We start from the raw sequence: 19,745 nt of genomic DNA on the forward strand, positions 1-19,745 counted from the left end.
GTCTCCACGACGGCGGTCCACGCCGATCAGCCACCGTGCCCGCGGGGGCCGCCGCTGCGGAAGGTCCTCGCGGGCAACTCCGGGGGCAGCGAAGGGAATCTGCCCTTCCGGGCACGGGTACTGCCCCCGAGAGGGCACCGGAGGACGTTTCCCGCACCGGCCGCGCGCGCGACCGTGGGCAGCAGTCCTGACGCGTACCCCGAGGAGAGCAGAGCATGCCGTCCTATCTGTCGCCCGGCGTCTACGTCGAGGAGGTGGCCAGCGGCTCCCGCCCCATCGAGGGGGTGGGCACCTCGGTCGCGGCCTTCGTCGGTCTCGCCCCGGCCGGACCCCTGAACGAGCCGACGCTGGTGACCAATTGGACCCAGTACGTCGCCGCCTTCGGTGACTTCACGGACGGCTACTACCTGGCCCACTCCGTCTACGGCTTCTTCAACAACGGCGGCACCGCCGCGTACGTGGTCCGGGTCGGCGGCAGCGCCGCGGGCGCCGCCGGTGAGGCCGCCCCCGCCGCGGTGTCCGGCGCCCCGCGCCCGGCCGAGCTGCCCGCCGGGGAGCCCCGCGCGCTCGGCACCTTCTCGGTGACGGCGACCGGCACCGGCCAGAAGGGCCCGCTCACCGTCGAGGTCGCCGACCCCGAGGGCGAGGGCCCCGCCGAGCGCTTCAAGCTCGTCGTCAAGGACGGCGACAAGGCGGTCGAGACCTTCGACGTCTCCGCCAAGAAGGGCAACCGCTCCTACGTCGTCACCCAGGTCAAGGAGCGCTCCCGGCTGATCACGGTCGCCGAGGCCGCGCCCGCCGCGCAGCTGGCCCGCCCGGAGAACCAGACGGTGACGCTGCCCGCGCCGCCGCCCGCCGCCACCGCCCCCGAGCCGGCCGCGGCCGAGAACACGGCGGCAGGTCCGGCCGAGTACCTCGGTGACAGCGCGGACCGTACCGGCTTCGGCGGTCTGGAGGCCGTGGACGAGGTCTCGATGGTCGCGGTGCCCGACCTGATGGCCGCCTACCAGCGCGGCGCGATCGACCTGGAGGCCGTCAAGGCGGTCCAGCTCGGGCTGATCGCGCACTGCGAGCTGATGGGCGACCGGGTCGCCGTCATCGACCCGCCGCCGGGCCTCAACGCTCAGCAGATCCGGGTCTGGCGGCAGGAGACCGCCGGGTACGACTCCAAGTACGCGGCGCTGTACTACCCCTGGATCAAGACCTTCGACCCGTCCCTCGGCAAGGCCCGCCTGATCCCGCCGAGCGGCCATGTGGCCGGCATCTGGGCCCGCAACGACTTCGAGCGCGGCGTGCACAAGGCGCCCGCCAACGAGGTCGTACGCGGTGCGGTGGACCTGGAGATCCAGATCACCCGCGGCGAGCAGGACCTGCTCAACCCGATCGGCGTGAACTGCATCCGCGCCTTCCCGGGCCGCGGGGTCCGCGTCTGGGGCGCCCGCACCATGTCCTCGGACCCGGCCTGGCGCTATCTGAACGTCCGCCGGTACTTCAACTACCTGGAGGAGTCGATCCTGATCGGCACCCAGTGGGTGGTCTTCGAGCCGAACGACCACGCGCTGTGGGCGCGGATCCGGCGCAATGTCTCGGCCTTCCTGGTCAACGAGTGGCGCGCGGGCGCCCTCTTCGGCGCCCGGCCGGAGGAGGCGTACTACGTCAAGTGCGACGAGGAGACCAACCCGCAGGAGTCCGTGGACGTCGGACGGGTGATCTGCGAGATCGGCATCGCCCCGGTCAAGCCCGCCGAGTTCGTGATCTTCCGGCTGGCCCAGTTCTCCAGCGGCAACGGGGAGTTGGAGGAGTAGTCCCGCCTTCCGTCCCGTCCGCACCTAAGCCCTTCACAACGAGGAAGCACAGATGAGTCTCCAGCCGGGTGACGCCCTCACCTCACATAATTTCGGCCTCCAGATCGACGGTGTCATGGTCGAGTACCTCGCCGAGGTCAGCGGCCTCAGCCTGGAACAGGACGTCATCGAGTACCAGCAGGTCTCGGCGCAGGGCAAGCCGGTCACCAAGAAGCTGCCCGGCGTGAAGAAGGCGGGCACCTGCACCGTGGTCCGCGGTATGACGCAGTCGGCGGCCTTCAACCAGTGGATCACCGAGTCCGTCAACGGCATGATGAGCACCGCGCGCAAGAACGCCACGATCATGGTGATGGACTACCAGAACAATCCGGTCAAGCGGTACAACATGCGCAACGCCTGGTGCAGCAAGATCGACACCAGCACGGTGAAGGCCGGTGAGGCCTCGGCGCTGACCGAGACGGTCACCATCACCTTCGAAGAACTGGTCATCGAGTAATGCGGCGTACCGCTGTCCGGGCGGCGGGCGGGCCCCTCGCGCCGCCCGCCGCCCCGGCGCCGGAGCCCGAGCCGGAGAGCGCTCCGGCCCCCGCGCCGGCGCCCGAACCGCGGCGCCTGCAGACGGAGTTCCCCTTCGAGCTGCCGCGCGGCTACGTCGACGAGGCGGGCACCGTCCACCGGGACGGCGTGATGCGCCTGGCCACCGCCCGGGACGAACTGGTGCCGCTGCGGGACATCCGCGTCCAGGAGAACCCGGCGTACCTCTCGGTGGTGCTGCTCGGCCGGGTCATCACCCGGCTCGGCACGCTGCCGATGATGCACGACGGCGTGGTGGAGAACATGTTCGCCTCCGACCTGGCCTTCCTCCAGGACTTCTACCGCCAGGTCAACGCCGAGGGCCACACCCGCGCCGCGGTCCGCTGCCCGCACTGCGCCGAGCCCTTCGAGGTGGAACTCGGCGGGAGCCGCCTGGGGGAATCGTGACGTACGCGACCGACCGGCTGCACGAGGAGATCGCGTACGTCGCCTACCACTTCCACTGGCCCCTGGACGACATCCTCGACCTCGAACACCACGACCGCCGCCGCTTCACCGACCAGATCGCCCGCTTGAACAACCGCAGCAGTACGGAGGGTTGAGCCGTGGGGTTCCTGGACCGGCTGCGTGGGGGGAGTCGGGAGCAGAGGGGGCGGGGCGGGGCTGGAGCGGCCTCGGGTACCGGTGCCGGCTCGGGTCCGAGTGCCGGTCCGGCTACGAGCACCGGTCCGGGTACGGGCACGGGTTCCGGCCCAGGCTCGGGTACGGGCACGGGTGAAGGCGCGCCCCCCGGAGGTGTGGGGCCCGCTGTCGCCGCCGCCTCATGGTCCGCGCTGCCCCCGCTTCAGCGTGCCGCGCGACAGGCACCCGGCGTCGCGGACTCCGGCTTCGGCGGCCGCCTCGCCACCTGGCAGGACCCGAGCTTCAGGGGTGCGGCGGGCGGCAACGCCTCGCTGGGCAGCGGGAGTTCGGGGCTGGAGCGGATGGGCGGACTGCGGTCGTCGGCCCCGCCCGCGTCTCAGCCCGCGTCGGCCTCTCCCTCTGCCGCGGCGTCTCCCTCCGCTACGGCACCTCCCTCTCCCTCCGCGTCCGCACCTGTGCCCGCGCCGGGTGCTGCGGTTCCGGGTGGGCCGGGGGTGCGTCCTCAACAGCTCTCTGCCGTAGGGCAGTTGCGGCCTCCGGTGGGGCCGGGGCCGTCGTCCGCGCTGCCTGGGTCCGGGGTGCCGAGTTCTCCGGCGCCGTCCGGGCCCGCGGTGCCGGGGGCCACGGCGTCAGGGTCCACGGGGTCAGGGCCCGCGGTGCAGCGTGCGGTACGGCCGACGGTGCGCCCGGCGGTAGGGGGCCGGGGTGCCGGTGCGCCTGCCGGGCCGGGGGGTTCCGCAGCGGGAGTGTCCGAGGCGCCGGGTGCGGCGCTGCCCGCGTCGTCCTCGGCGGCGGGGACGGTGACGCCGTCCGCGTCCGCCTCGGCTGCTGACGCCGCTGCCGCTGCCGCTGCCGCTGCCGCTGCCGGTGCCGGTGCCGGTGCCGCTGCTCCGGCTTCGTCTTCTGCTTCCGGGAGTACGTCCTCGGCGGTCGCACCCGTGGTTCCGGCTGCCGTGAAACCGGCGTCGGCAGGCGGGAGTTCGGCGATGGGCGGGGCGCCGGTGCCTCCGGCTCCGCGGCCCGGGATCCGGGTGGCTCCGGCTCCGGCACCGCGTCCGGCCGCCCCCGCGTTGACCAGGTCCGCCGCCGCTCCCGTGCAGCGGCGTACCCTGCCGACCCGGCTGCCGTCGCAGGGCAACTCCGGTCGCAGCGGCTCTGCTTCCGGTGGGGGAAGCGGGGCGGCGGAGAGCGCGAGGGCCGGTGGGACGCCGGGCCCTGCCGGGGCGCCGAGTGCTCCGGCCCCGGGTGCCGCGCCCGCGTCCACAGGTGTGGACAAGGGGCAGAGCCCTGAGCCGAAGGAGCCGTCCTCCAGCGATCCGTCCACTGCCCCGCCAACGGCTGGGCCAGTGAGGGGAATTGCTCCGGGGACCGGCTCTTCCTCCGGTGATGCATCGTCGGAGAGTTCCCCGGCGCGAGACAGCGGGGCGTCGGCATCTGTGCAGCGGGCAGCCGCCAACAGCCCTCAGCAGTCCGGCAGTTCAACCGGCACCGCCCCGCAGCGGACGAGCCCTCCCCGCCCGGCGTCGGAGCAGACCGGCACTTCCGGCAAGCCGTCACCGCGGTCCGGGCAGACCGGCACTCCGCCTGTACGGCAGCGCTCGCAGGAGCCTTCGGGCAACTCCGTGACGGAGAAGCCCTCTTCGGTATCCGGCTCCCGAGGCGGGGCGGCAAGCGATGCCGCCTCCGCGATGTCCGCGACCTCCGGTCCCACGGCTCCGGCCGCCCCGGCGCCGGGCGGCTCCAGCGGTACGCCGGGGCCCTCGGCCGCCCCCGCAGCGCCGTCGGCAGCCGCATCGGTCCAGAGGTCCCCCTCCGGCCCGGCAACCGGCGCCTCGAACTCCGACCGGGGCAGCAGTGACACCGCTCCCGGCGCCCCCGGCACGCCCGCCCCCGCCCCCGGCACCGCCCCGAGCGCACGCCCTGCCTCCCCGGCCGCCGGCACCTCGCCCTCATCCGTGCCCCCGGGGGCCTCCCGACCGGACCCGAACTCCGCCGCCCCACACTCCAGTTCAGCCACGGCGGACACCTCCGCCCCCGGCCGAGGCGCGCCTCCGGCCGGAAGCCGCCCCGCCCCGCCGTCCTCGGCCCCCTCCGCCACCCCGCGTACGCCGGGCCTGGGTGCCCCGCGCTCCGGGACAGGTGGACCCAGGGTCTCCTCGGCGCCTGGTGCCTCGGCCTCCGGCACCGCTGTCCAGCGCGCCACCACGCCGCCGGTCACCCCGAAGCCCGCGTCCCCGGCGCCGTCCATGCCCCGCAACCCCTCCCCGGCGCCGTCCACGCCAGGCGCCTCCCCGGCACTGTCCGGGCCCCGCACCACGTCCCGTACGCAACCGCCGGGCGCCACCCCAGGTGCCCTCTCCGCCGCCTCGGAGGCCACCGGGGCCGCCGCGGAGGCGCCCTCCGCCACCCCGGCTCCGCGATCCGCGCAGGCTCCGGCTCCCCGGCCCGCCGAGAACCCGCAGCCGAACTCCGCCCACTCCCCGGGCCCGGACCGCGCTACGCCCACCGCCGGACCGGCGGCACCCGCCGCCCCGCTCTCCCCGGCCACCGCGCCCTCCGTGCAGCGGGCACGAGCAGCCACCCCTGCCCCGGCAGCGCCCAACTCGGCTTCGGTGCAGGAGACTTCACGTAGGGCCGCATCCGGCGACCGCACCTCGGGCCCGCCCGTCCCGACCAAGGGCCCCACCGAGAGCGGCAGCACGACCGGCCTCCGCCCCGCCACCAGGGGCACACCGGCACCGACCGCCCAGGCCCCCGCAGCCCCGGACCGGCCGACCCCGCCTCCCGGCACCTCGGCCCCCGCCCCGCACCGCTCCGTACAGCGCGCCGCACCGGCCACCCCCCGGCGCCTCGGACTCGGTGCTCCCGCCCCGCAGCCCGCCGTACCCACCGCAGCCCGCCCCCTGACCCGCCCGCTGGACACCGGCTCGACCTCGGGGGAGACCGGCTCAGCCCCGGCGGCAGCCCCCGCGAGCCCGGCGGCAGCCCCCTCCTCCGCACCGAACCCGGCACCCCGGAAGCCGACACCACCGGCCCCGGCCGCACTCAAGCCAGCCGTCCAGCGCGCCGCCCTCCCGGGCCAGGGCACCTCCGCCACCGGCACCCACCCGGCCCCCGAGCCGCCCACCAGGCCGGCCCCACTCGCTTCCGGCGCCACGCCAACACCCCCTGGCGTAGCACCCGTTGAGGCGCCCGACGTCACCCCCGCCGTCCTCGCGCCGCCCGCCTTCCCGACCGTCGACGCGCCGCTCGGCCCCCGGCCCCCGGCCGCCCCGCCCCTCCCCGCCACGGCCCTGGCGACGCCCCCGGTCGTCCAGCGCGCCCCGCGCCCGAGTGCCCGACGCGCCGCGCCCGCCGTCCCGTTGCGCCGTACCGCCCCGAGCGCCACCCCGCTCCCGGTGACCCGGCCCCTCACCCCGGCGGACGCACCCCGGCCGACGCCTGCACCGCTGCCCGCACCCACCCCCGCCCCACCCGCGGTCCAGCGCACCCCCGAATCGCAGACCACCGCACCGGAGCAGACCCGGACCCCGGCCTCCCGCGGACAAGCGAGCCACGCCCCCGCCCAGACCACCCGCCACCAGTCCGCCACCAGCACCGGCACCGGCACCGGCACGAGCACGAGTACCCGCACCCGCGACACCGAGGGCGGCAGCGGAGGCGACGGCGGAGGCGGCAGCGACGATCCCCCCTCCTACACCCCCGTCCCCGACGGCGGCTTCGACCCCCGGGCCCTCACCGACTTCCAACTCGACGAGCTGACCCACCGGTTGACCGGGCGGATCACCCGGCTGCTGCGTACCGAACTCCGCCAGGACCGCGAACGCGTGGGCCGCCTCCGCGACCCCCGCCGCTGACCCGCCCGGGGCCCGCCGCACCAGAGCGGACCGGCCCGCACCGACCGACCCGCACCGACCGGCCCACCCGGCACTCCACCCCCGCCCCACCGAGAAAGGCCCCCGATGTCCCGCGACCGCGACCCGGGATCCACGATCTTCTTCACCCTGACCATCGACGGCGAGAGCCTCGGGTACTTCAACGGGTGCGAGGGGCTGTCGTCCACGGTGGAGGTCGAGCACCGGCAGGAGGGCGGGAACAACGGCTTCGTCTGGCAGTTGCCGTCCCGGGTGACCTTCTCCACGATCCGGCTGACCCGGCCGCTGACCCCGGACACCACCAAGGTCGCCAAGTGGATCTCCTCGGTCACCACCGGCCTGACCCGGCCCACCGCGCAGATCGCCGCCCTGCGCGCGGACGGCTCCGAGGTCGCCCGCTGGGGCCTGATCGACGTGATGCCGGTCAGCTGGCAGGGCCCCTCGCTCGACCCGGCGAACCCGGCGGTCGCCACCGAGGTCCTGGAGATCACCCACCACGGGTTCACCGACTGAGCGGCGGCCCGGGCGCGCCGGACGCGCAGCAGATCGGACAGCGGCGGTAAGGGAGGACAGGCACAACCATGGCCAAGGGAAGCAGGGGCGGCGCGGGCAAGAGCCTGGTGCGCGCGAGCCTCGCCATCCACGAACCGCCGGTGGGGTCGAGCACCACACCGGGCGGACTGATCAAGTCGTTCGCCTTCGACTTCAACCCGGCGCAGCTCTCGCTCTCCGTACGGGCGCAGTGGAAGGCGACACCGACGGTGGCCGTACGGGACGGCTCCATACCGGAGTTCATGGGGCCCGAGCCGCGCGAGATGACGGTGGAGATCTTCCTGGACTCCTCCGACAAGCCGAGCAGCAACACGGTCCTGAAGAAGGTCGAGTCGCTGCTCGCCTGCTGCGAGGTGACCAGCCGGAGCATCGCGGCCAAGCAGCCCTCGCCGCCCTGGGTGGTGCTCCAGTGGGGCTCCTTCTCCACGGCGCGGTTCACGGCGTACGTGAGCAGCGTGGAGGTCTCGTACTCGCTCTTCGGGACGACGGGGGTGCCGATCCGGGCCACCTGCCAGGTGCGGCTGCACGAGATCCCCGGCAAGACCAAGGGGCAGAACCCGACCTCGGGCGCGCTCACCGCGCAGCGGGTGCACCAGGTGGTGGCGGGGGACTCGCTCCAGTCGCTGGCCTGGCGGGAGTACGGGGACGCCACCGTCTGGCGGGCGATCGCGGAGGCCAACGGCCTGGACGACCCGGCGCGGCTGCCCGCGGGCACCGAACTGGTGCTGCCCGCCGTGGAGGAGGTGCGGCACGCGTGAGCACCCCCGCCTACTCCAGCATCGCGGTCGTCACCATCGACGGGCGCGAACTCACCACCGACCAGAAGCCGTTGCTCACCGAGGCCTATGTCGACCAGGGCGTCGGAGTCCCGGCCGCCTTCCGGCTGCTCTTCCGCGATCCCTACCGCCGGGTGCTCGGCGAGCTGAAGGTGAAGTTCGGCAGCGAGGTGGTCATCACCCCGGTCTCGGACGGCAAGTCCACCGCGGGCCCGCTGCTGACCGGCGAGGTCTGCGCGATGGAGGCCGACTACGACGGCACCGGCAGCTTCGCGGTGATCCGCGGCTACGACCTCGGGCACCGGCTGATGCGGCGGCGCCGGGTCGCCGCGTACCGGCAGATGAAGGCCAACACCATCGCCACCAAGCTCGCCGGGGAGGCGCGGATCCCGCTCGGCCGGGTCGAGTCGACGAAGGCGCCGGCGTACGAGTTCATCAGCCAGTCCGGGGTCAGCGACTGGGACTTCCTGCAGCGGCTCGCGGACGAGAACGAGATGGCGCTGTGGGTCAACGCCCGCGGGAAGCTGCAGTTCGCGGTGCCGGACAAGGCCAGCGGGGCGCCCGCGCCGAGCGCGCCGGGCCGCAAGAACCGCTTCGAGCTGAAGGCCGGTATCGACATCCTGCGGCTGCGTTCCGCGGTCTCCGGCGCCGAGCAGTACAACAAGGTCGAGGCGCGCGGCTGGGACGTGGCGCAGAAGAAGAAGGCCACCACCACCCTGACGGTGCAGCCGAACCCGGGCATCAGCATCGGCGTCACCCCCGCCGAGGCCTCCACCAAGCTGAGGAACACCAAGCTGGTGGAGACCCAGACCCCCTACGACAGCCCCGCCGAGACCCGCACCGCCGCCAAGGCGCTGGACGCCGAGGTGAGCGGCTCGCTCGCGGAGCTGGAGGTCGTGGTGCGCGGGGCGCCCTGGCTGCGCCCCGGGGTGCCGGTGACCCTCGCCGACGTCGGCGAGCCCTTCGCGGGCAAGTACACCCCGACCTCGGTCCGGCACGTCTTCAGCGAGGGCAGGCACTACGAGACCTGGATCACCGTCAGCGGCCAGCAGTGGCGCTCCCTGTACGGACTCGCCTCCGGCGGCGGCGACCAGGCGCTGCGGCTGCCGGGCACGGTCAGCGCCCTGGTCACCGACGTCTCCGACCCGAAGAAGCAGGGCCGGGTCAAGCTCCAGTTCCCGTGGCTGGACGACGCCTACGTCAGCGACTGGACCCGGGTGGTGCAGTGGGGCGGCAAGCGCGGCGGCTCGATCTTCCCGCTGGACGTGGGCGACGAGGTGCTGGTCGGCTTCGACCGGGGCGCGCTCGACCACCCGTACGTCATCGGCGGGCTCTACAACGGCAAGGACGACCCGACCAAGGTCAAGGAGCCGCTCTACGCGGGCGCCCGCAACAAGGCCGCCCGGCACACCCTCTCCGACCGGGAGGGCAACCGGATGGATCTGCTCAGCAGCCCGAACGGCCCGGCGGGCAAGCAGGGCGTGCGGCTGAGCACCGGCAACGACCGGCTGACCATCAACCTGGACCGGGCCAAGACCGAGATCACCGTGGACAGCAAGGGCACGGTCGCCATCACCGGCAGCCGCTCCGTCTCCATCACCGCGGGCACCGATCTGACCCTGAAGGCGGGCCGCACCCTGACCCTGCGCAGCGGCGGCATGGTCAACATCCAGGGCACCGGCATGGTCAACCTGCGCTCGCTGGGCGGCCCGGTGAACGTGGACGCCAAGGGCGCGCTCTCCCTGAAGGCGCTCGGCGCGGTCTCGGTGAACGGCACCGGCGCGGTCAACGTCAGCGCGATCGGCGTGCTCAGCCTGACCTCGCCGAACATCACCATGGGCGCGGGCCTGATGAGCATCGTCTCCACCCTCACCTACAAGGGCAAGCCGCTGCCGCCCCCGATCGGACCCTGAGGTGCCCGCGGTGGACCGCGCGGGGCCGAGCACGACACGTACGCGTACGAAAGGCTGGTGAGGGGCTGTGGCGGAACAGTTCGTCGGGTCCGGGTGGGCCTTCCCGCTGCGGATCGGGCCGACCGGGGGCATCGCCCTGGTCAGCGGGGAGCGCGAGGTCGAGGAGGCGATCCGGCTGGTGCTCGCCACCGCGCCGGGGGAGCGGCCGATGCGGCCCGAATTCGGCTGCGCCATCCACGACCTGGTCTTCGCGCCGGTCAACGAGGCCACCGCGGGCCGCATCCAGCACGAGGTCTACGCGAGCCTGGACCGCTGGGAGCCGCGCATCGAGGTGCACGACGTGGAGGTGACCGCGGGCGAGGAGCAGGGCGTGCTCTTCATCGACGTGCGCTACGCGATCCGCGGCACCAACAACCCGCGCAGCCTGGTCTTCCCCTTCTACGTCATCCCCTCCCACGAGGACCCGGACGCCGAATCCGGCGCCCTTCCCGAAAGCGACCGCTGATGGCACTGCCCCAACCCAACCTCGACGACCGCCGCTTCCAGCAGTTCGTGGACGACGCCAAGCGCTATATCCAGCAGCGGGCGCCGGAGTGGACCGACCACAACGTCTCCGACCCGGGGGTGACCCTGGTCGAGACGGTCGCGCACATGGCGGACCAGATCGTCTACCGGCTCAACCGGGTCCCGGAGAAGAACCACCTGGCCTTCCTCGACCTGGTCGGCATCACCCTCTTCCCGCCGTCCGCGGCCCGTACCGACCTCACCTTCTGGCTCTCGGCGCCGCACGAGGACCCGGTGCTGCTGCCGCTCGGCACCGAGGCGGCCACCCTCGGCGGCGACGGCGACGACGCGGTGGTCTTCGCCACCGAACGCGAACTGACCGTCGTGCCCAGCGAGTTGCGGCATCTGGTGGTGCAGCACCAGGGCGAGGCGGTCACCGACCGCACCAGCGACCTCGAAGCGGGCAAGGACCTGCTCTGCTTCGCCGAGGCGCCCCGCCCCGGCGACTGCATGCTGCTCGGGCTGAGCGCCGCCGTCCCGCACTGCGCGGTCGCCCTGGAGCTGGACAGCCGGGTGGACGGCGTCGGCGTGGACCCGCGCCAGCCGCCGCTGGTGTGGGAGGCCTGGACCGCGGACGGCTGGCAGGAGTGCGAGCTGGAGCGCGACGGCACCGGCGGCCTCAACCGCCCCGGCGAGCTGATCCTGCACGTGCCCGGCGGCCACCAGCTCTCCCGCTCCGGCGGCCAGGAGGCGGGCTGGCTGCGCTGCCGCGTCACCGAACCCCTGCCCGGCCAGCCCTTCTACACCACCTCGCCGACCGTGCGCGCCGCCGAGGGCTTCACCATCGGCGGCACCGCGCCCGCCGTGCACGCCGAGACCGTCGACGACGAGGGCCTCGGCGAGTCCACCGGGCTGCCCGGCCAGCGGCTGCGGCTCGCCCACGCCCCCGTGGTCGGCGACGACCCGCCGCTGCTGCTCCAGAGCGCCGGGCCCGAGGGCGGCTGGCAGGACTGGCGGGTCGTCCCGCACTTCGCCGCCTCCGGCCCCGCCGACCGCCACCTCACCCTGGACGCGGCCACCGGCGAGATCGCCTTCGGCCCCTCGGTCCGCGAACCCGACGGCACCCTGCGGCAGTACGGCGCCGTCCCCGAGAAGGGCGCCGTACTGCGCGCCCGCCGCTACCGCACCGGCGGCGGCCGGCGGGGCAATGTCGCCCGCGGCGCCGTCCGGGTGCTGCGCACCTCCGTGCCGTACGTCTCGGAGGTCGTCAACCGCGAGGCCGCCCGCGGCGGAGTCGACGGCGAGAGCGTCGAGGAGGCCAAGGTCCGCGCCCCGATCACGCTGCGCGCCCAGGAGCGCGCCGTGACCCTGCGCGACTACGAGGAACTCGCCCGCCGCGCCGCCCCCGAGACCGCCCGCATCACCTGCCTGGAGGGCAAGGAGAGCGACTACGGCTCCTACGCGGTACGGGTCCTGGTCGTCCCGCAGGCCGTGCCGGACCCCGGCGGACGGCTCCGCTTCGAGCAACTCGTGCCCGGCGACGCCCTGTTGGAGCGCATCACCCGGCACCTGGACGAGCGCAGGCTGATCGGCACCCGGCTCGCCGTGGGCCCGCCGTACTACCAGGGCGTCACCGTGGTCGCCACCGTGCACGCCTTCCGCGGGGTGGACACCGACCGGGTCCGCCGCCAGGCCCACGACGCCCTCTACCGCCACCTCGACCCGCTCACCGGCGGCGCCGACGGCAAGGGCTGGCCCTTCGGCCGCCCGGTCCAGTCCGGCGAGGTCTTCGCGGTGCTGCAACGCGTCCCCGGCGTCGAACTCGTCGACCAGGTCACCCTGCACCCCGCCGACCCGCTGACCGGCAAGCGCGGCGACCCCACCGACCGCATCGACCTGGAGGCCCCGGCCCTGGTCTTCTCCTTCGACCACCGGGTCCGGGTCATCGGGGACGGCTCATGAGGGGCTCGGTGGACGGGCTCGGCTCCTCCGCGCCGATCGGGGCGATGCTGCCCGCGGTCTTCGCCGAGGACGACCTCGCCCAGCGCTTCGTCGGCGGACTCGACGAGGTCCTCGCCCCCATCCTCAACGTCCTCGACTGCCTGCCCGCCTACTTCGACCCCGCCCTCGCCCCGGTCGACTTCACCCGCTGGCTGGCCGGCTGGGTCGGCGCCGAGACCGACGGCAGCGAACCGGAGCCCCGGCTGCGCGCGGCGGTCGCCGCCGCCGCGTATCTGCACCGGGTACGCGGCACCCGGCGCGGACTCGCCGAGACGGTACGGCTGGCCTTCGGCGCCGAACCGGAGATCACCGAGAGCGGCGGCGCCGACTGGAGCGCCCGCCCCCTCGGCCGCTTCCCCGGCGTCCCGCGCCCGAGCCTGCACGTCGCCCTGCGGCTGCCCGACCCCAAACCGGCGGACGAACACCGCCTCTCCGCCCTGGTGGCCGCCGCCCGCCCCGCCCATATGCCCTTCACGGTCAAGGTGACCCCCGCCGAAAGGACTCCGCAGACATGACCTCCCAGAACTGCGCCGAATGCGGCACCCGGGCGGAACCGGGCCAGTCCTTCTGCGACGCCTGCGGCGCGGTCCTGAGCTGGACGGGACGGGGGCCGGGGCGGAGCACGGAGCGCGGGGACGAGGGAACGCCGGGGGGCTCGGCATCCTCGAACTCCCCGGCTGCTTCGGGTACTTCGGCCGCTTCAAGCACTTCGGCCGCTTCGGGTGCCTCGGGTGCCTCGGGTGCCTCGGGTGGGAGCGGTGCCGGTGCGGAGGGCGCGGGTGGGCCTGGTGCCGCCGGGAATCCGCACCGGCGGGCTGCCGCGCCCCCGGCGGGCGGTGGCGCGTATCCGCAGTTCACCGGGCCCGTGGTGGGCGGTTCGCAGCAGCAGCCCGGCGGGTCGGCGGAGGACGGTCCGTACCGGCGGCCCACCGCGCCCGAAGGTGGTGACTCCGGCGGTCGCGGGCACTCCGGCGGTGACGGTCGGTCCGGTGGCGCCGGGCCTTCTGGTGGTGGCGCGCTCCCGCCGCAGGTGCCCGCGCCCGCGCCGCGCAGCGCCTCCCTGCCGCTTCCGCCCGAGGCGGGCGGCCCGTCCTCCGGCGCCTCCCCCTCGGGGCAGTCCTACGGAGTCTCCCGGGCAGGCGCCCAGTCCGCTGGTCCGTACCGGCCGGACAGCCAGCCCTCGGGCCCGCATCGCCACGACAACCCGTCCCGGCCCGGGGCTGGTTCGGGTCAAGGCGCACCCAACTCCGCCTGGCCCGCGACCGGTTCGCAGCACAACGAAGCCAACTCCGCCCAGGCAGCACACCATTCGGCCCAAGGCGCACCCCATCAGGGATTCCACGGCGCGCCCCAGGGCGGATCCCCCTCCACCCCGCACGCAACCCCCGCCGCCCCGGGACCCCGCCGTACGGACGAGACCGCCCCCACCGAGCCCGTACCGGCCGCCGGTGAATCGATGACCGAACGTGTCCGCTCCCTCCTGGTCCCGGTGGAGGATCCGCAGCACCGGCCCGCCCCGGTCCGGTCGGTGGCCCCGGTGCTGCCGGGCCGCCCGCTCGCCGAGCGGCCCCAGGTCCGCGCGCCCGGGTACGAGCAGGGCCACGAGCACGGGCTGCCGTGCCCGTGGTGCGCCACCCCCAACCGCCCCGACCGCCGCTTCTGCACCCGCTGCGCGATGCCGATGGAGCGGGACGGTATGCAGCAGGCGCAGCACCGCCCGTGGTGGCGTCGGCTGCCGCTCTTCGGCCGCCGCCGGGAGATCCCCTGGGCGGGCGACCGGCCCCCGCTGCGCCGCGCCTTCGACCGGCTTCTGAGCTGGGGTGTCGGTGCTCTCGCCCTCGGCCTGCTGATCTGGGCCGTGGTCAGCATCCCGGCCGGGGTGCAGGCCACCCGGGACCACTTCGCCAAGCGCGCGCCGGTCGCCCCGGACGACATCCGCGCCTCGCGCTCGTACCAGGGGCACCACCCGGACCTGGCCTTCGACAAGGTCAACAACACCTGGTGGGGCTCCGGCATCCGCGGGACCGGCGAGGGCCAGTGGATCGAGGCCCGCTTCGACCAGCCGACCCGGCTGCTCGACCTGATCATCACCCCCGGCGTCTCCACCAAGGCCGACGAACTCACCAAGTCGGCCCTCCCGCACCGCCTCAAGGCCACCATCACCACCAAGGAGGGCAAGACCAGGACCCGTCACCTCACCCTGGACCAGGGAGCCGGCGGCCAGCGCCGCGCCTTCCGCGTCGGCGAGGTGACCAAGGTCCGCTTCACCATCGAGTCGGCGTACGCCACCTCGGAGAAGAAGCAGGTCGCCCTCGCCGAGATCGAGATGTTCGGCCCGTCGAACTCCGACGGGGGCTGACCGGGCGCCGGGTGCCTCGCCGTGGACGGGACCGCGGCGGGGTCCGGTGGGTTCAGCCGCCGCTTCCGTTGCCGCCGCGCGGCGGGATGAGCGCGTCCAGGTCCAGCTCGATCGCGAAGGGCACCGGGCGCCGGAGCGAGCCGCGGTAAATCCCGGCGGGGGCGTAGGCGCGGGTCGGCTCGTCCAGCTCGTAGACGTGCACGGCCGGGGACCCGTCCTCGTCCTCGACACACCAGTAGTGCGGGATCCCGGCCTCCGCGTACTTGCGCAGCTTGACCGTACGGTCACGGTGAGCGGACTCGGGGGAGACGACCTCGACGACGAGGCTCACTTCCTCGGCCGTGAACCAGGTGCGGTCGCCCTCGAACGAGGCGGTGGTCACGAGGAGGTCCGGCTCGGGACGGTTCCGCTGATCCAGCTTGATGGTCATCTCCCGTCCCACCCGGAACTCGGCAGGCGCTTGCTCCATGAGGGCAACCGTGAGCATGGTGATGAGGTGGCCGTGCCACCACCTCTGCGGCGACATCATGAAGACAAGCGCTCCGTCGATGAGCTCGGTGTGGCGGGGCGCCTCGGGGAGGCGGTCCAGGTCCTCCGCGAACCAGCCTTCCGCGCGTGGCGGGCGCATCCAGTCGGGCAGTGCGGTCATGGATCAAGCCTAGCCTTCGCCTCGCCCCTGTGCCGCGCTGTCGCCGGCGGGCATCCTGCGATCCGCACCTCGATCCGAGTTCTGCACACTGGGCGGCATGCAGCGACTGAGGGAGGCACCCCTCTCCGGCCGAACGGGGAGGACGGAGGAACTCCGGCCCGCTCAGAGTTTGCCTCTCAGGAGGACCGTGCGATGGCCCCCGAGCGCGCGGGAGAGACCTTCGAGGAAGCCGGGGCTGAAGTCGGGCCAGTCCCAGAACTCGAAACCGAGATACCCGAAGGCGAAGTAGTCATCCGACCAGGTCCACGCGGTCAGGTCACTGGGGCGCTGACACCGCGGGCAGGCTACTGCCGCGCTGCCCGTGTCGCTCCAGTCGTTGATGGCCTCACCGAAGAGGTCCCACGCACCCTCGATCTCCTCCAGCCGGTCGGTGTAGAAATCCGCCTGCCCGGCGCAATGGGGGCACACCGCGAACCTGGGCTCGCCCTGGCCGCAGTTGAATACGGTGCGGTCGGTCTCGATCCTGAGTCCGTCGCTGGGCTCCCAGTCCTGCTGACCGACCGCCTTGGCCCAGGAGGGACCGGGCGGATGCCCCGTCGGTGCCCCGAGAACACAGTCGGTCAGCTCGGCCCGGACTATCCCCTCCCCGACCAGCCAGTCGAGTCCGCTGTCTGCCAGGCTCCGGGCGTCCGCATGTGTGGCATCGAGATCGACGACGGTCTGAAAGTAGTTCCCCATGGGGCAACAGTAGAAGCGGCCACCGACAGCCCGTCACCACGACTTCGACACCTACCGGCCCTCGTAAAGCGCCGGCCCTCCCCTCTACAGCAGGTGGTCGGCCTTGCCTGCCTTGATGTCGGTGATGAGGGCCCGGAGGGCTTCGCGGGTGTCGGTGAGGTAGTGGTCTTCTTGGCCGTTGACGGTTATGTAGGCGTTGCCTTCGGCGTCGGTGCCGAGGCGGAAGCGAGCAATAGTCAATACCTGTGGATGGCTTGGTTATGACAGTGGCGGGTTGGTTCCCCGGATGGCCTGCCAGCGGGAGCGGGGGGTGGCTGACATGAGGTGCTGGACTCCTGTACCTCGAAGGGTCACGAGTGCGGTGTGGACGGGGTCGAGCTCTTCGACGGGACGCTGGTAGGCGAGGATCTGCGTCAGTTCCAGGTCGATGGCTTCTGCCGAGTCACGGATATGGTCGAAGCGGGCACCGCGGCGAACGGGCCCGAGCATGCAGCGCACGGTCGCGGTGACCTCGGTCGGGGTCACGATGGTGACCTGATCGATCGCCAGTTCCACCTCGGCCACGTGGCCGACCGGGTTGAGTGGCTCGGTCATGCCGCCACCTCGGTGCGCTCGACCAGGACGCTGTTCTCGAAGCGGGCGCCGGAGCGGACCAGGGCGACTAGGTGGGCGCCGGCGATCGCGCGCCAGCGTTCCTGGGCGGACTCGACCAGCTTGAACACCATTGCCAAGGCGGCGGCCGGACTGCCAGCCCCGCGCGTGACCTTGGTTCGGAGCTTGACCGTGGAGAAGGTCGACTCGATGGGGTTCGTGGTCCGCAGCTGGATCCAGTGCTCCGCCGGGAAGTCGTAGAACGCGAGCAGCTCGTCCCGGTCGTCGGTGATTTTCGCGGCAGCCTTGGGCCACTTCGTGCCGTAGGTCCTGGCAAACGCCTCGATCGCCGTCTCGGCGTGGGCACGGTCCTCGGCGTTGTAGATCTCCTGCATCGCCTTCGTCGCGCCCGGCTGTGCGGACTTCGGAAGACAGTTCGTGACATTCCGGGCTTTGTGGACCCAGCATCGCTGGTGTCGGGCGTCGGGGAACACCTCGCTCAGGGCCTTCCACAGGCCCATCGCACCGTCGCCGACGACCAGCTCCGGGTCGCGCATGCCGCGTCGGCGGCGGTCGCGCAGCAGGTCGGCCCACGACTCGGTGGACTCCCGCAGCCCCTCGGCCAGGGCGATCAGCTCCTTGGTGCCGTCCAGGCGGACCCCGAGCAGGACCAGGACGCACGAATGCGCCTGCCCCAGCCGGACCTTCGGGTCCACGCCGTCGGCCCGCACGTAGACGAAGTCGCGGTCCGACAGGTCACGGTCCTGGAAGGCGGCATGGTCGTCCTGCCACTGCCTGGTCAGCCTGGTCACCGTTGCGGGCGACAGGCCGGCCGTGCCGCCGAGGAACTGCTCCAGCGCGGGCACGAAGTCCCCGGACGACAGTCCGTGCAGGTAGAGCAGCGGCAGCACCTCGGAGATCTTCGGCGACTTGCGGCACCACGGAGCCAGGATCTTCGAGGAGAACCGCTTGCGCTCGCCGGTCTCGTCGTCGACGCGGCGGTCGTTCACCCGCGGTGCGGTGACCTCGACGGGGCCGGCTGCGGTGACCACGGTCCGGGGCTGGTGGTGGCCGTTGCGGACCATCAGGCGCCGTCCGCGCTGGTCGGTCTCGGCTGCCAACTCGGCTATGTACTGGTTGACTTCCGCTTCCAGTGCGGCGGCCAGCATCCGGCGGGCGCCCTCCCGGACGATCTCGTCGATCAGGGAGCCGGACTGGGTGGTGCCGTCGTCGGTGACTACGCTGAGCACGGGCGTGCCTTACCGACCCGCGCTGCAACGCGGGCCTACTCGGAGACCATCAAAGGATCATTCGGGAAGGTACGCCTTCCGCGTCCCTCCCGGAACCGATCCACAGGTCTTGAGCATTGCTCGGCGGAAGCAGTTGTTTCCTTCACTGCAGAAGGCGGGTTCCCACGTGATGTCAGGCATGGGTCTCCTCAGTGAGGGACAACAGATGGACGAGCCCTGCTGAGCGTCACCCGGCTCGGCGTGTGTCAGCATGCGTCTTGTTTCTTTGTGTCTGGGTGCTACAGCAGGTGGTCAGCCTTGCCCGCCTTGATGTCCGTGATGAGGGCCCGGAGCGCTTCGCGGGTGTCGGTGAGGTAGCGGTCCTCTTGGCCGTTGACGGTTATGTAGGCGTTGCCGTCGCCGTCGGTGCCGAGGCGGAAGCAGTTGTTTCCTTCACCGCAGAAGGCGGGTTCCCAAGTGATGTCAGGCATGTGATCTCTTCAGAGTTGTCGGGCGGCGGAGTAGATGAGTTCCCGGGACTGGTCGGGGCTCAGACAGTGTTCGTCCATCCATGCCAGATGGTTGCGATATTTGGCCAGTTGGGCTTCGGCGTGGACGAACTCGGCGCCGTGAGCGGTGTCCAACTGGGCAGTGTCGAGTTGCGGAACGGAGCCCTCGGTGTAGAGGAGTGCATGCCCGGCTCCAGGAAAGACGCCGGCCTCGAACGGGATCACACGTACTTCGACGTTGCTCTGTTCCGAGGCAGCGCAGACGTGTTCCAGCTGCTTGCGCATCACCGTGCGGCCGCCGAACTGCATGCGCAGCGCTGCTTCGTGCACGTAGTTGACGTACGGACGCGAGAGCGGGTCAGAGATGACCTGCTGCCGCTCCATTCGATGCTGGACTCGCAACTCGACCTCCAGGCGCGGGAGTGGCGGCAGGACGGCATCGAAGATGCAGCGTGCGTAGTCCTCGGTGTGAAGTAGTCCCGGGACGTGCATCGTCTGGACCGTGAGGATGCGGCGCGCGTGCCATTCCAGTTCCGCGATGTCGAGAAGTCCTGAGGGAAGAGTGCCCCGGTACCGTTCCCACCAGCCGCGTTCGGGATTGTCCGCCATGGCGACAAGGGCGTCGATGAGGGAGTCGTCGCCGCAGGCGTAGTTGCTGGCCAGTGTTCGCACGCGTTCGGCGTTGATGCTCCGGATCCCGGATTCCATGTTGGCGATACGGGTGCGGTCCATCCCCAGGAGGCCCGCCGCGTAGTCCGTGGTGAGGTCCGCGGCGGTGCGCAGCTTTCGCAGTTCGGTACCCAGGCGTCGTTGGCGCTGAGTGGGCGTGCGTCGCGTAGGCATGTGTCTCTCTCCAGATGTCTGCGATCAGTCTGCCCCGCCAAGCGATCCCCGGTCCAATGCGTAAGGGGTAATTACCTCCGCACTGGGAGACAAGTACCCCCCGGAGGGGCTAGCGTTGAGTCACGCGCAAGACACGCAACGCGATGCCGGAAGCGCACCGCGCGAGCATGCCCACTCGTCCTGGGGTGAGGTGTGCCCGCGTCCAGGGCGGTAGGCCACCGGTCG

Annotated in this window: 20 protein-coding genes; 12 read left to right on the plus strand and 8 right to left on the minus strand. The window is 72.7% G+C overall.

Translation table 11 applies throughout. The features are described from left to right. The first annotated feature begins 215 nt into the window (after positions 1-215). Genes HFV08_RS01320 through HFV08_RS01335 form a run of 4 tightly spaced genes read left to right on the plus strand, consistent with a single transcriptional unit; the run spans position 216 to position 2,941 of the window. The gene (locus HFV08_RS01320; protein WP_168534931.1) at positions 216-1,805 is read left to right on the plus strand and encodes a phage tail sheath family protein; all 1,590 of its coding nucleotides are present in this window, start codon (positions 216-218) and stop codon (positions 1,803-1,805) included. A gap of 52 nt (positions 1,806-1,857) precedes the next feature. Beyond that, positions 1,858-2,301 carry a contractile injection system inner tube protein gene (locus tag HFV08_RS01325; protein ID WP_040248841.1) on the plus strand — a complete coding sequence of 148 codons (444 nt, stop codon included), beginning with the start codon at positions 1,858-1,860 and terminating at the stop codon, positions 2,299-2,301. Beyond that, complete coding sequence (locus HFV08_RS01330; RefSeq protein WP_168534933.1) at positions 2,301-2,786, plus strand: hypothetical protein; 486 nt, start codon at positions 2,301-2,303, stop codon at positions 2,784-2,786. Before HFV08_RS01325 ends, HFV08_RS01330 begins: the two co-directional genes overlap by 1 nt. After that, on the plus strand, positions 2,783-2,941 hold the full coding sequence (locus tag HFV08_RS01335) for a DUF6760 family protein (RefSeq protein ID WP_168534935.1): 159 nt from the start codon (positions 2,783-2,785) through the stop codon (positions 2,939-2,941). Before HFV08_RS01330 ends, HFV08_RS01335 begins: the two co-directional genes overlap by 4 nt. A 1,502-nt stretch (positions 2,942-4,443) precedes the next feature. Here the strand turns inward: HFV08_RS01335 and HFV08_RS01340 are convergent. Continuing rightward, complete coding sequence (locus HFV08_RS01340) at positions 4,444-4,998, minus strand: hypothetical protein (RefSeq protein WP_168534937.1); 555 nt, start codon at positions 4,996-4,998, stop codon at positions 4,444-4,446. 1,381 nt (positions 4,999-6,379) lie between these two features. Between HFV08_RS01340 and HFV08_RS01345 the strand changes: the two genes are divergently transcribed. The 8 genes from HFV08_RS01345 to HFV08_RS01380 all read left to right on the plus strand — a co-directional run bounded on the left by HFV08_RS01345 (position 6,380) and on the right by HFV08_RS01380 (position 14,961). Continuing rightward, positions 6,380-6,838 carry an extensin gene (locus tag HFV08_RS01345; RefSeq protein WP_168534642.1) on the plus strand — a complete coding sequence of 153 codons (459 nt, stop codon included), beginning with the start codon at positions 6,380-6,382 and terminating at the stop codon, positions 6,836-6,838. 105 nt (positions 6,839-6,943) lie between these two features. Further along, positions 6,944-7,369, plus strand: a complete 426-nt coding sequence (locus HFV08_RS01350; protein WP_040248832.1) for a phage tail protein — start codon at positions 6,944-6,946, stop codon at positions 7,367-7,369. A gap of 68 nt (positions 7,370-7,437) precedes the next feature. Continuing rightward, on the plus strand, positions 7,438-8,166 hold the full coding sequence (locus HFV08_RS01355) for a CIS tube protein (protein WP_168534939.1): 729 nt from the start codon (positions 7,438-7,440) through the stop codon (positions 8,164-8,166). Then, a complete protein-coding gene (locus HFV08_RS01360) occupies positions 8,163-10,097 on the plus strand; it encodes a VgrG-related protein (protein ID WP_168534941.1) in 1,935 nt (644 codons plus the stop codon). The genes HFV08_RS01355 and HFV08_RS01360 overlap by 4 nt, the downstream gene beginning before the upstream one ends. Before the next feature lie 67 nt (positions 10,098-10,164). After that, the gene (locus tag HFV08_RS01365; protein WP_040248823.1) at positions 10,165-10,602 is read left to right on the plus strand and encodes a gp25 family contractile injection system sheath assembly initiator; all 438 of its coding nucleotides are present in this window, start codon (positions 10,165-10,167) and stop codon (positions 10,600-10,602) included. Then, complete coding sequence (locus tag HFV08_RS01370) at positions 10,602-12,563, plus strand: putative baseplate assembly protein (protein ID WP_168534943.1); 1,962 nt, start codon at positions 10,602-10,604, stop codon at positions 12,561-12,563. The genes HFV08_RS01365 and HFV08_RS01370 overlap by 1 nt, the downstream gene beginning before the upstream one ends. Next, positions 12,560-13,117, plus strand: coding sequence for a phage tail protein (locus HFV08_RS01375; RefSeq protein ID WP_168534945.1), 558 nt, complete (start codon positions 12,560-12,562; stop codon positions 13,115-13,117). Before HFV08_RS01370 ends, HFV08_RS01375 begins: the two co-directional genes overlap by 4 nt. Before the next feature lie 941 nt (positions 13,118-14,058). Then, positions 14,059-14,961 carry an NADase-type glycan-binding domain-containing protein gene (locus HFV08_RS01380; protein WP_168534947.1) on the plus strand — a complete coding sequence of 301 codons (903 nt, stop codon included), beginning with the start codon at positions 14,059-14,061 and terminating at the stop codon, positions 14,959-14,961. Between the two features lie 52 nt (positions 14,962-15,013). On the opposite strand, the gene HFV08_RS01385 is transcribed toward HFV08_RS01380, so the two are convergent. The 7 genes from HFV08_RS01385 to HFV08_RS01415 form a co-directional block, all read right to left on the minus strand. Then, complete coding sequence (locus HFV08_RS01385; RefSeq protein WP_168534949.1) at positions 15,014-15,610, minus strand: Uma2 family endonuclease; 597 nt, start codon at positions 15,608-15,610, stop codon at positions 15,014-15,016. Between the two features lie 162 nt (positions 15,611-15,772). Further along, the gene (locus HFV08_RS01390) at positions 15,773-16,348 is read right to left on the minus strand and encodes a hypothetical protein (protein ID WP_168534951.1); all 576 of its coding nucleotides are present in this window, start codon (positions 16,346-16,348) and stop codon (positions 15,773-15,775) included. A gap of 84 nt (positions 16,349-16,432) precedes the next feature. After that, positions 16,433-16,588, minus strand: a complete 156-nt coding sequence (locus tag HFV08_RS01395) for a hypothetical protein (RefSeq protein ID WP_168534953.1) — start codon at positions 16,586-16,588, stop codon at positions 16,433-16,435. Between the two features lie 18 nt (positions 16,589-16,606). Next, on the minus strand, positions 16,607-16,942 hold the full coding sequence (locus HFV08_RS01400; protein WP_168534955.1) for a hypothetical protein: 336 nt from the start codon (positions 16,940-16,942) through the stop codon (positions 16,607-16,609). Then, positions 16,939-18,189 (minus strand): IS256 family transposase, encoded by a 1,251-nt coding sequence (locus tag HFV08_RS01405; RefSeq protein WP_168534957.1) that lies wholly within the window; start codon positions 18,187-18,189, stop codon positions 16,939-16,941. Before HFV08_RS01405 ends, HFV08_RS01400 begins: the two co-directional genes overlap by 4 nt. Before the next feature lie 278 nt (positions 18,190-18,467). After that, positions 18,468-18,659 carry a hypothetical protein gene (locus HFV08_RS01410; protein WP_168534959.1) on the minus strand — a complete coding sequence of 64 codons (192 nt, stop codon included), beginning with the start codon at positions 18,657-18,659 and terminating at the stop codon, positions 18,468-18,470. A 9-nt stretch (positions 18,660-18,668) separates the two neighbouring features. After that, the gene (locus HFV08_RS01415) at positions 18,669-19,520 is read right to left on the minus strand and encodes a helix-turn-helix domain-containing protein (RefSeq protein WP_168534961.1); all 852 of its coding nucleotides are present in this window, start codon (positions 19,518-19,520) and stop codon (positions 18,669-18,671) included. Between the last annotated feature and the right edge of the window lie 225 nt (positions 19,521-19,745).

Source organism: Streptomyces physcomitrii, from assembly GCF_012273655.1.
Classification (GTDB): domain Bacteria; phylum Actinomycetota; class Actinomycetes; order Streptomycetales; family Streptomycetaceae; genus Streptomyces; species Streptomyces physcomitrii.

What these genes read in the sequence shown, in the direction of transcription:
- HFV08_RS01320 (WP_168534931.1), top strand. Translation starts at nt 216, where the DNA reads ATGCCGTCCTATCTGTCGCCCGGCGTCTACGTCGAGGAGGTGGCCAGC.
- HFV08_RS01325 (WP_040248841.1), top strand. Translation starts at nt 1,858, where the DNA reads ATGAGTCTCCAGCCGGGTGACGCCCTCACCTCACATAATTTCGGCCTC.
- HFV08_RS01330 (WP_168534933.1), top strand. Translation starts at nt 2,301, where the DNA reads ATGCGGCGTACCGCTGTCCGGGCGGCGGGCGGGCCCCTCGCGCCGCCC.
- HFV08_RS01350 (WP_040248832.1), top strand. Translation starts at nt 6,944, where the DNA reads ATGTCCCGCGACCGCGACCCGGGATCCACGATCTTCTTCACCCTGACC.
- HFV08_RS01355 (WP_168534939.1), top strand. Translation starts at nt 7,438, where the DNA reads ATGGCCAAGGGAAGCAGGGGCGGCGCGGGCAAGAGCCTGGTGCGCGCG.
- HFV08_RS01370 (WP_168534943.1), top strand. Translation starts at nt 10,602, where the DNA reads ATGGCACTGCCCCAACCCAACCTCGACGACCGCCGCTTCCAGCAGTTC.
- HFV08_RS01375 (WP_168534945.1), top strand. Translation starts at nt 12,560, where the DNA reads ATGAGGGGCTCGGTGGACGGGCTCGGCTCCTCCGCGCCGATCGGGGCG.
- HFV08_RS01380 (WP_168534947.1), top strand. Translation starts at nt 14,059, where the DNA reads ATGACCGAACGTGTCCGCTCCCTCCTGGTCCCGGTGGAGGATCCGCAG.
- HFV08_RS01385 (WP_168534949.1), bottom strand. Translation starts at nt 15,610, where the DNA reads ATGACCGCACTGCCCGACTGGATGCGCCCGCCACGCGCGGAAGGCTGG.
- HFV08_RS01390 (WP_168534951.1), bottom strand. Translation starts at nt 16,348, where the DNA reads ATGGGGAACTACTTTCAGACCGTCGTCGATCTCGATGCCACACATGCG.
- HFV08_RS01400 (WP_168534955.1), bottom strand. Translation starts at nt 16,942, where the DNA reads ATGACCGAGCCACTCAACCCGGTCGGCCACGTGGCCGAGGTGGAACTG.
- HFV08_RS01410 (WP_168534959.1), bottom strand. Translation starts at nt 18,659, where the DNA reads ATGCCTGACATCACTTGGGAACCCGCCTTCTGCGGTGAAGGAAACAAC.
- HFV08_RS01415 (WP_168534961.1), bottom strand. Translation starts at nt 19,520, where the DNA reads ATGCCTACGCGACGCACGCCCACTCAGCGCCAACGACGCCTGGGTACC.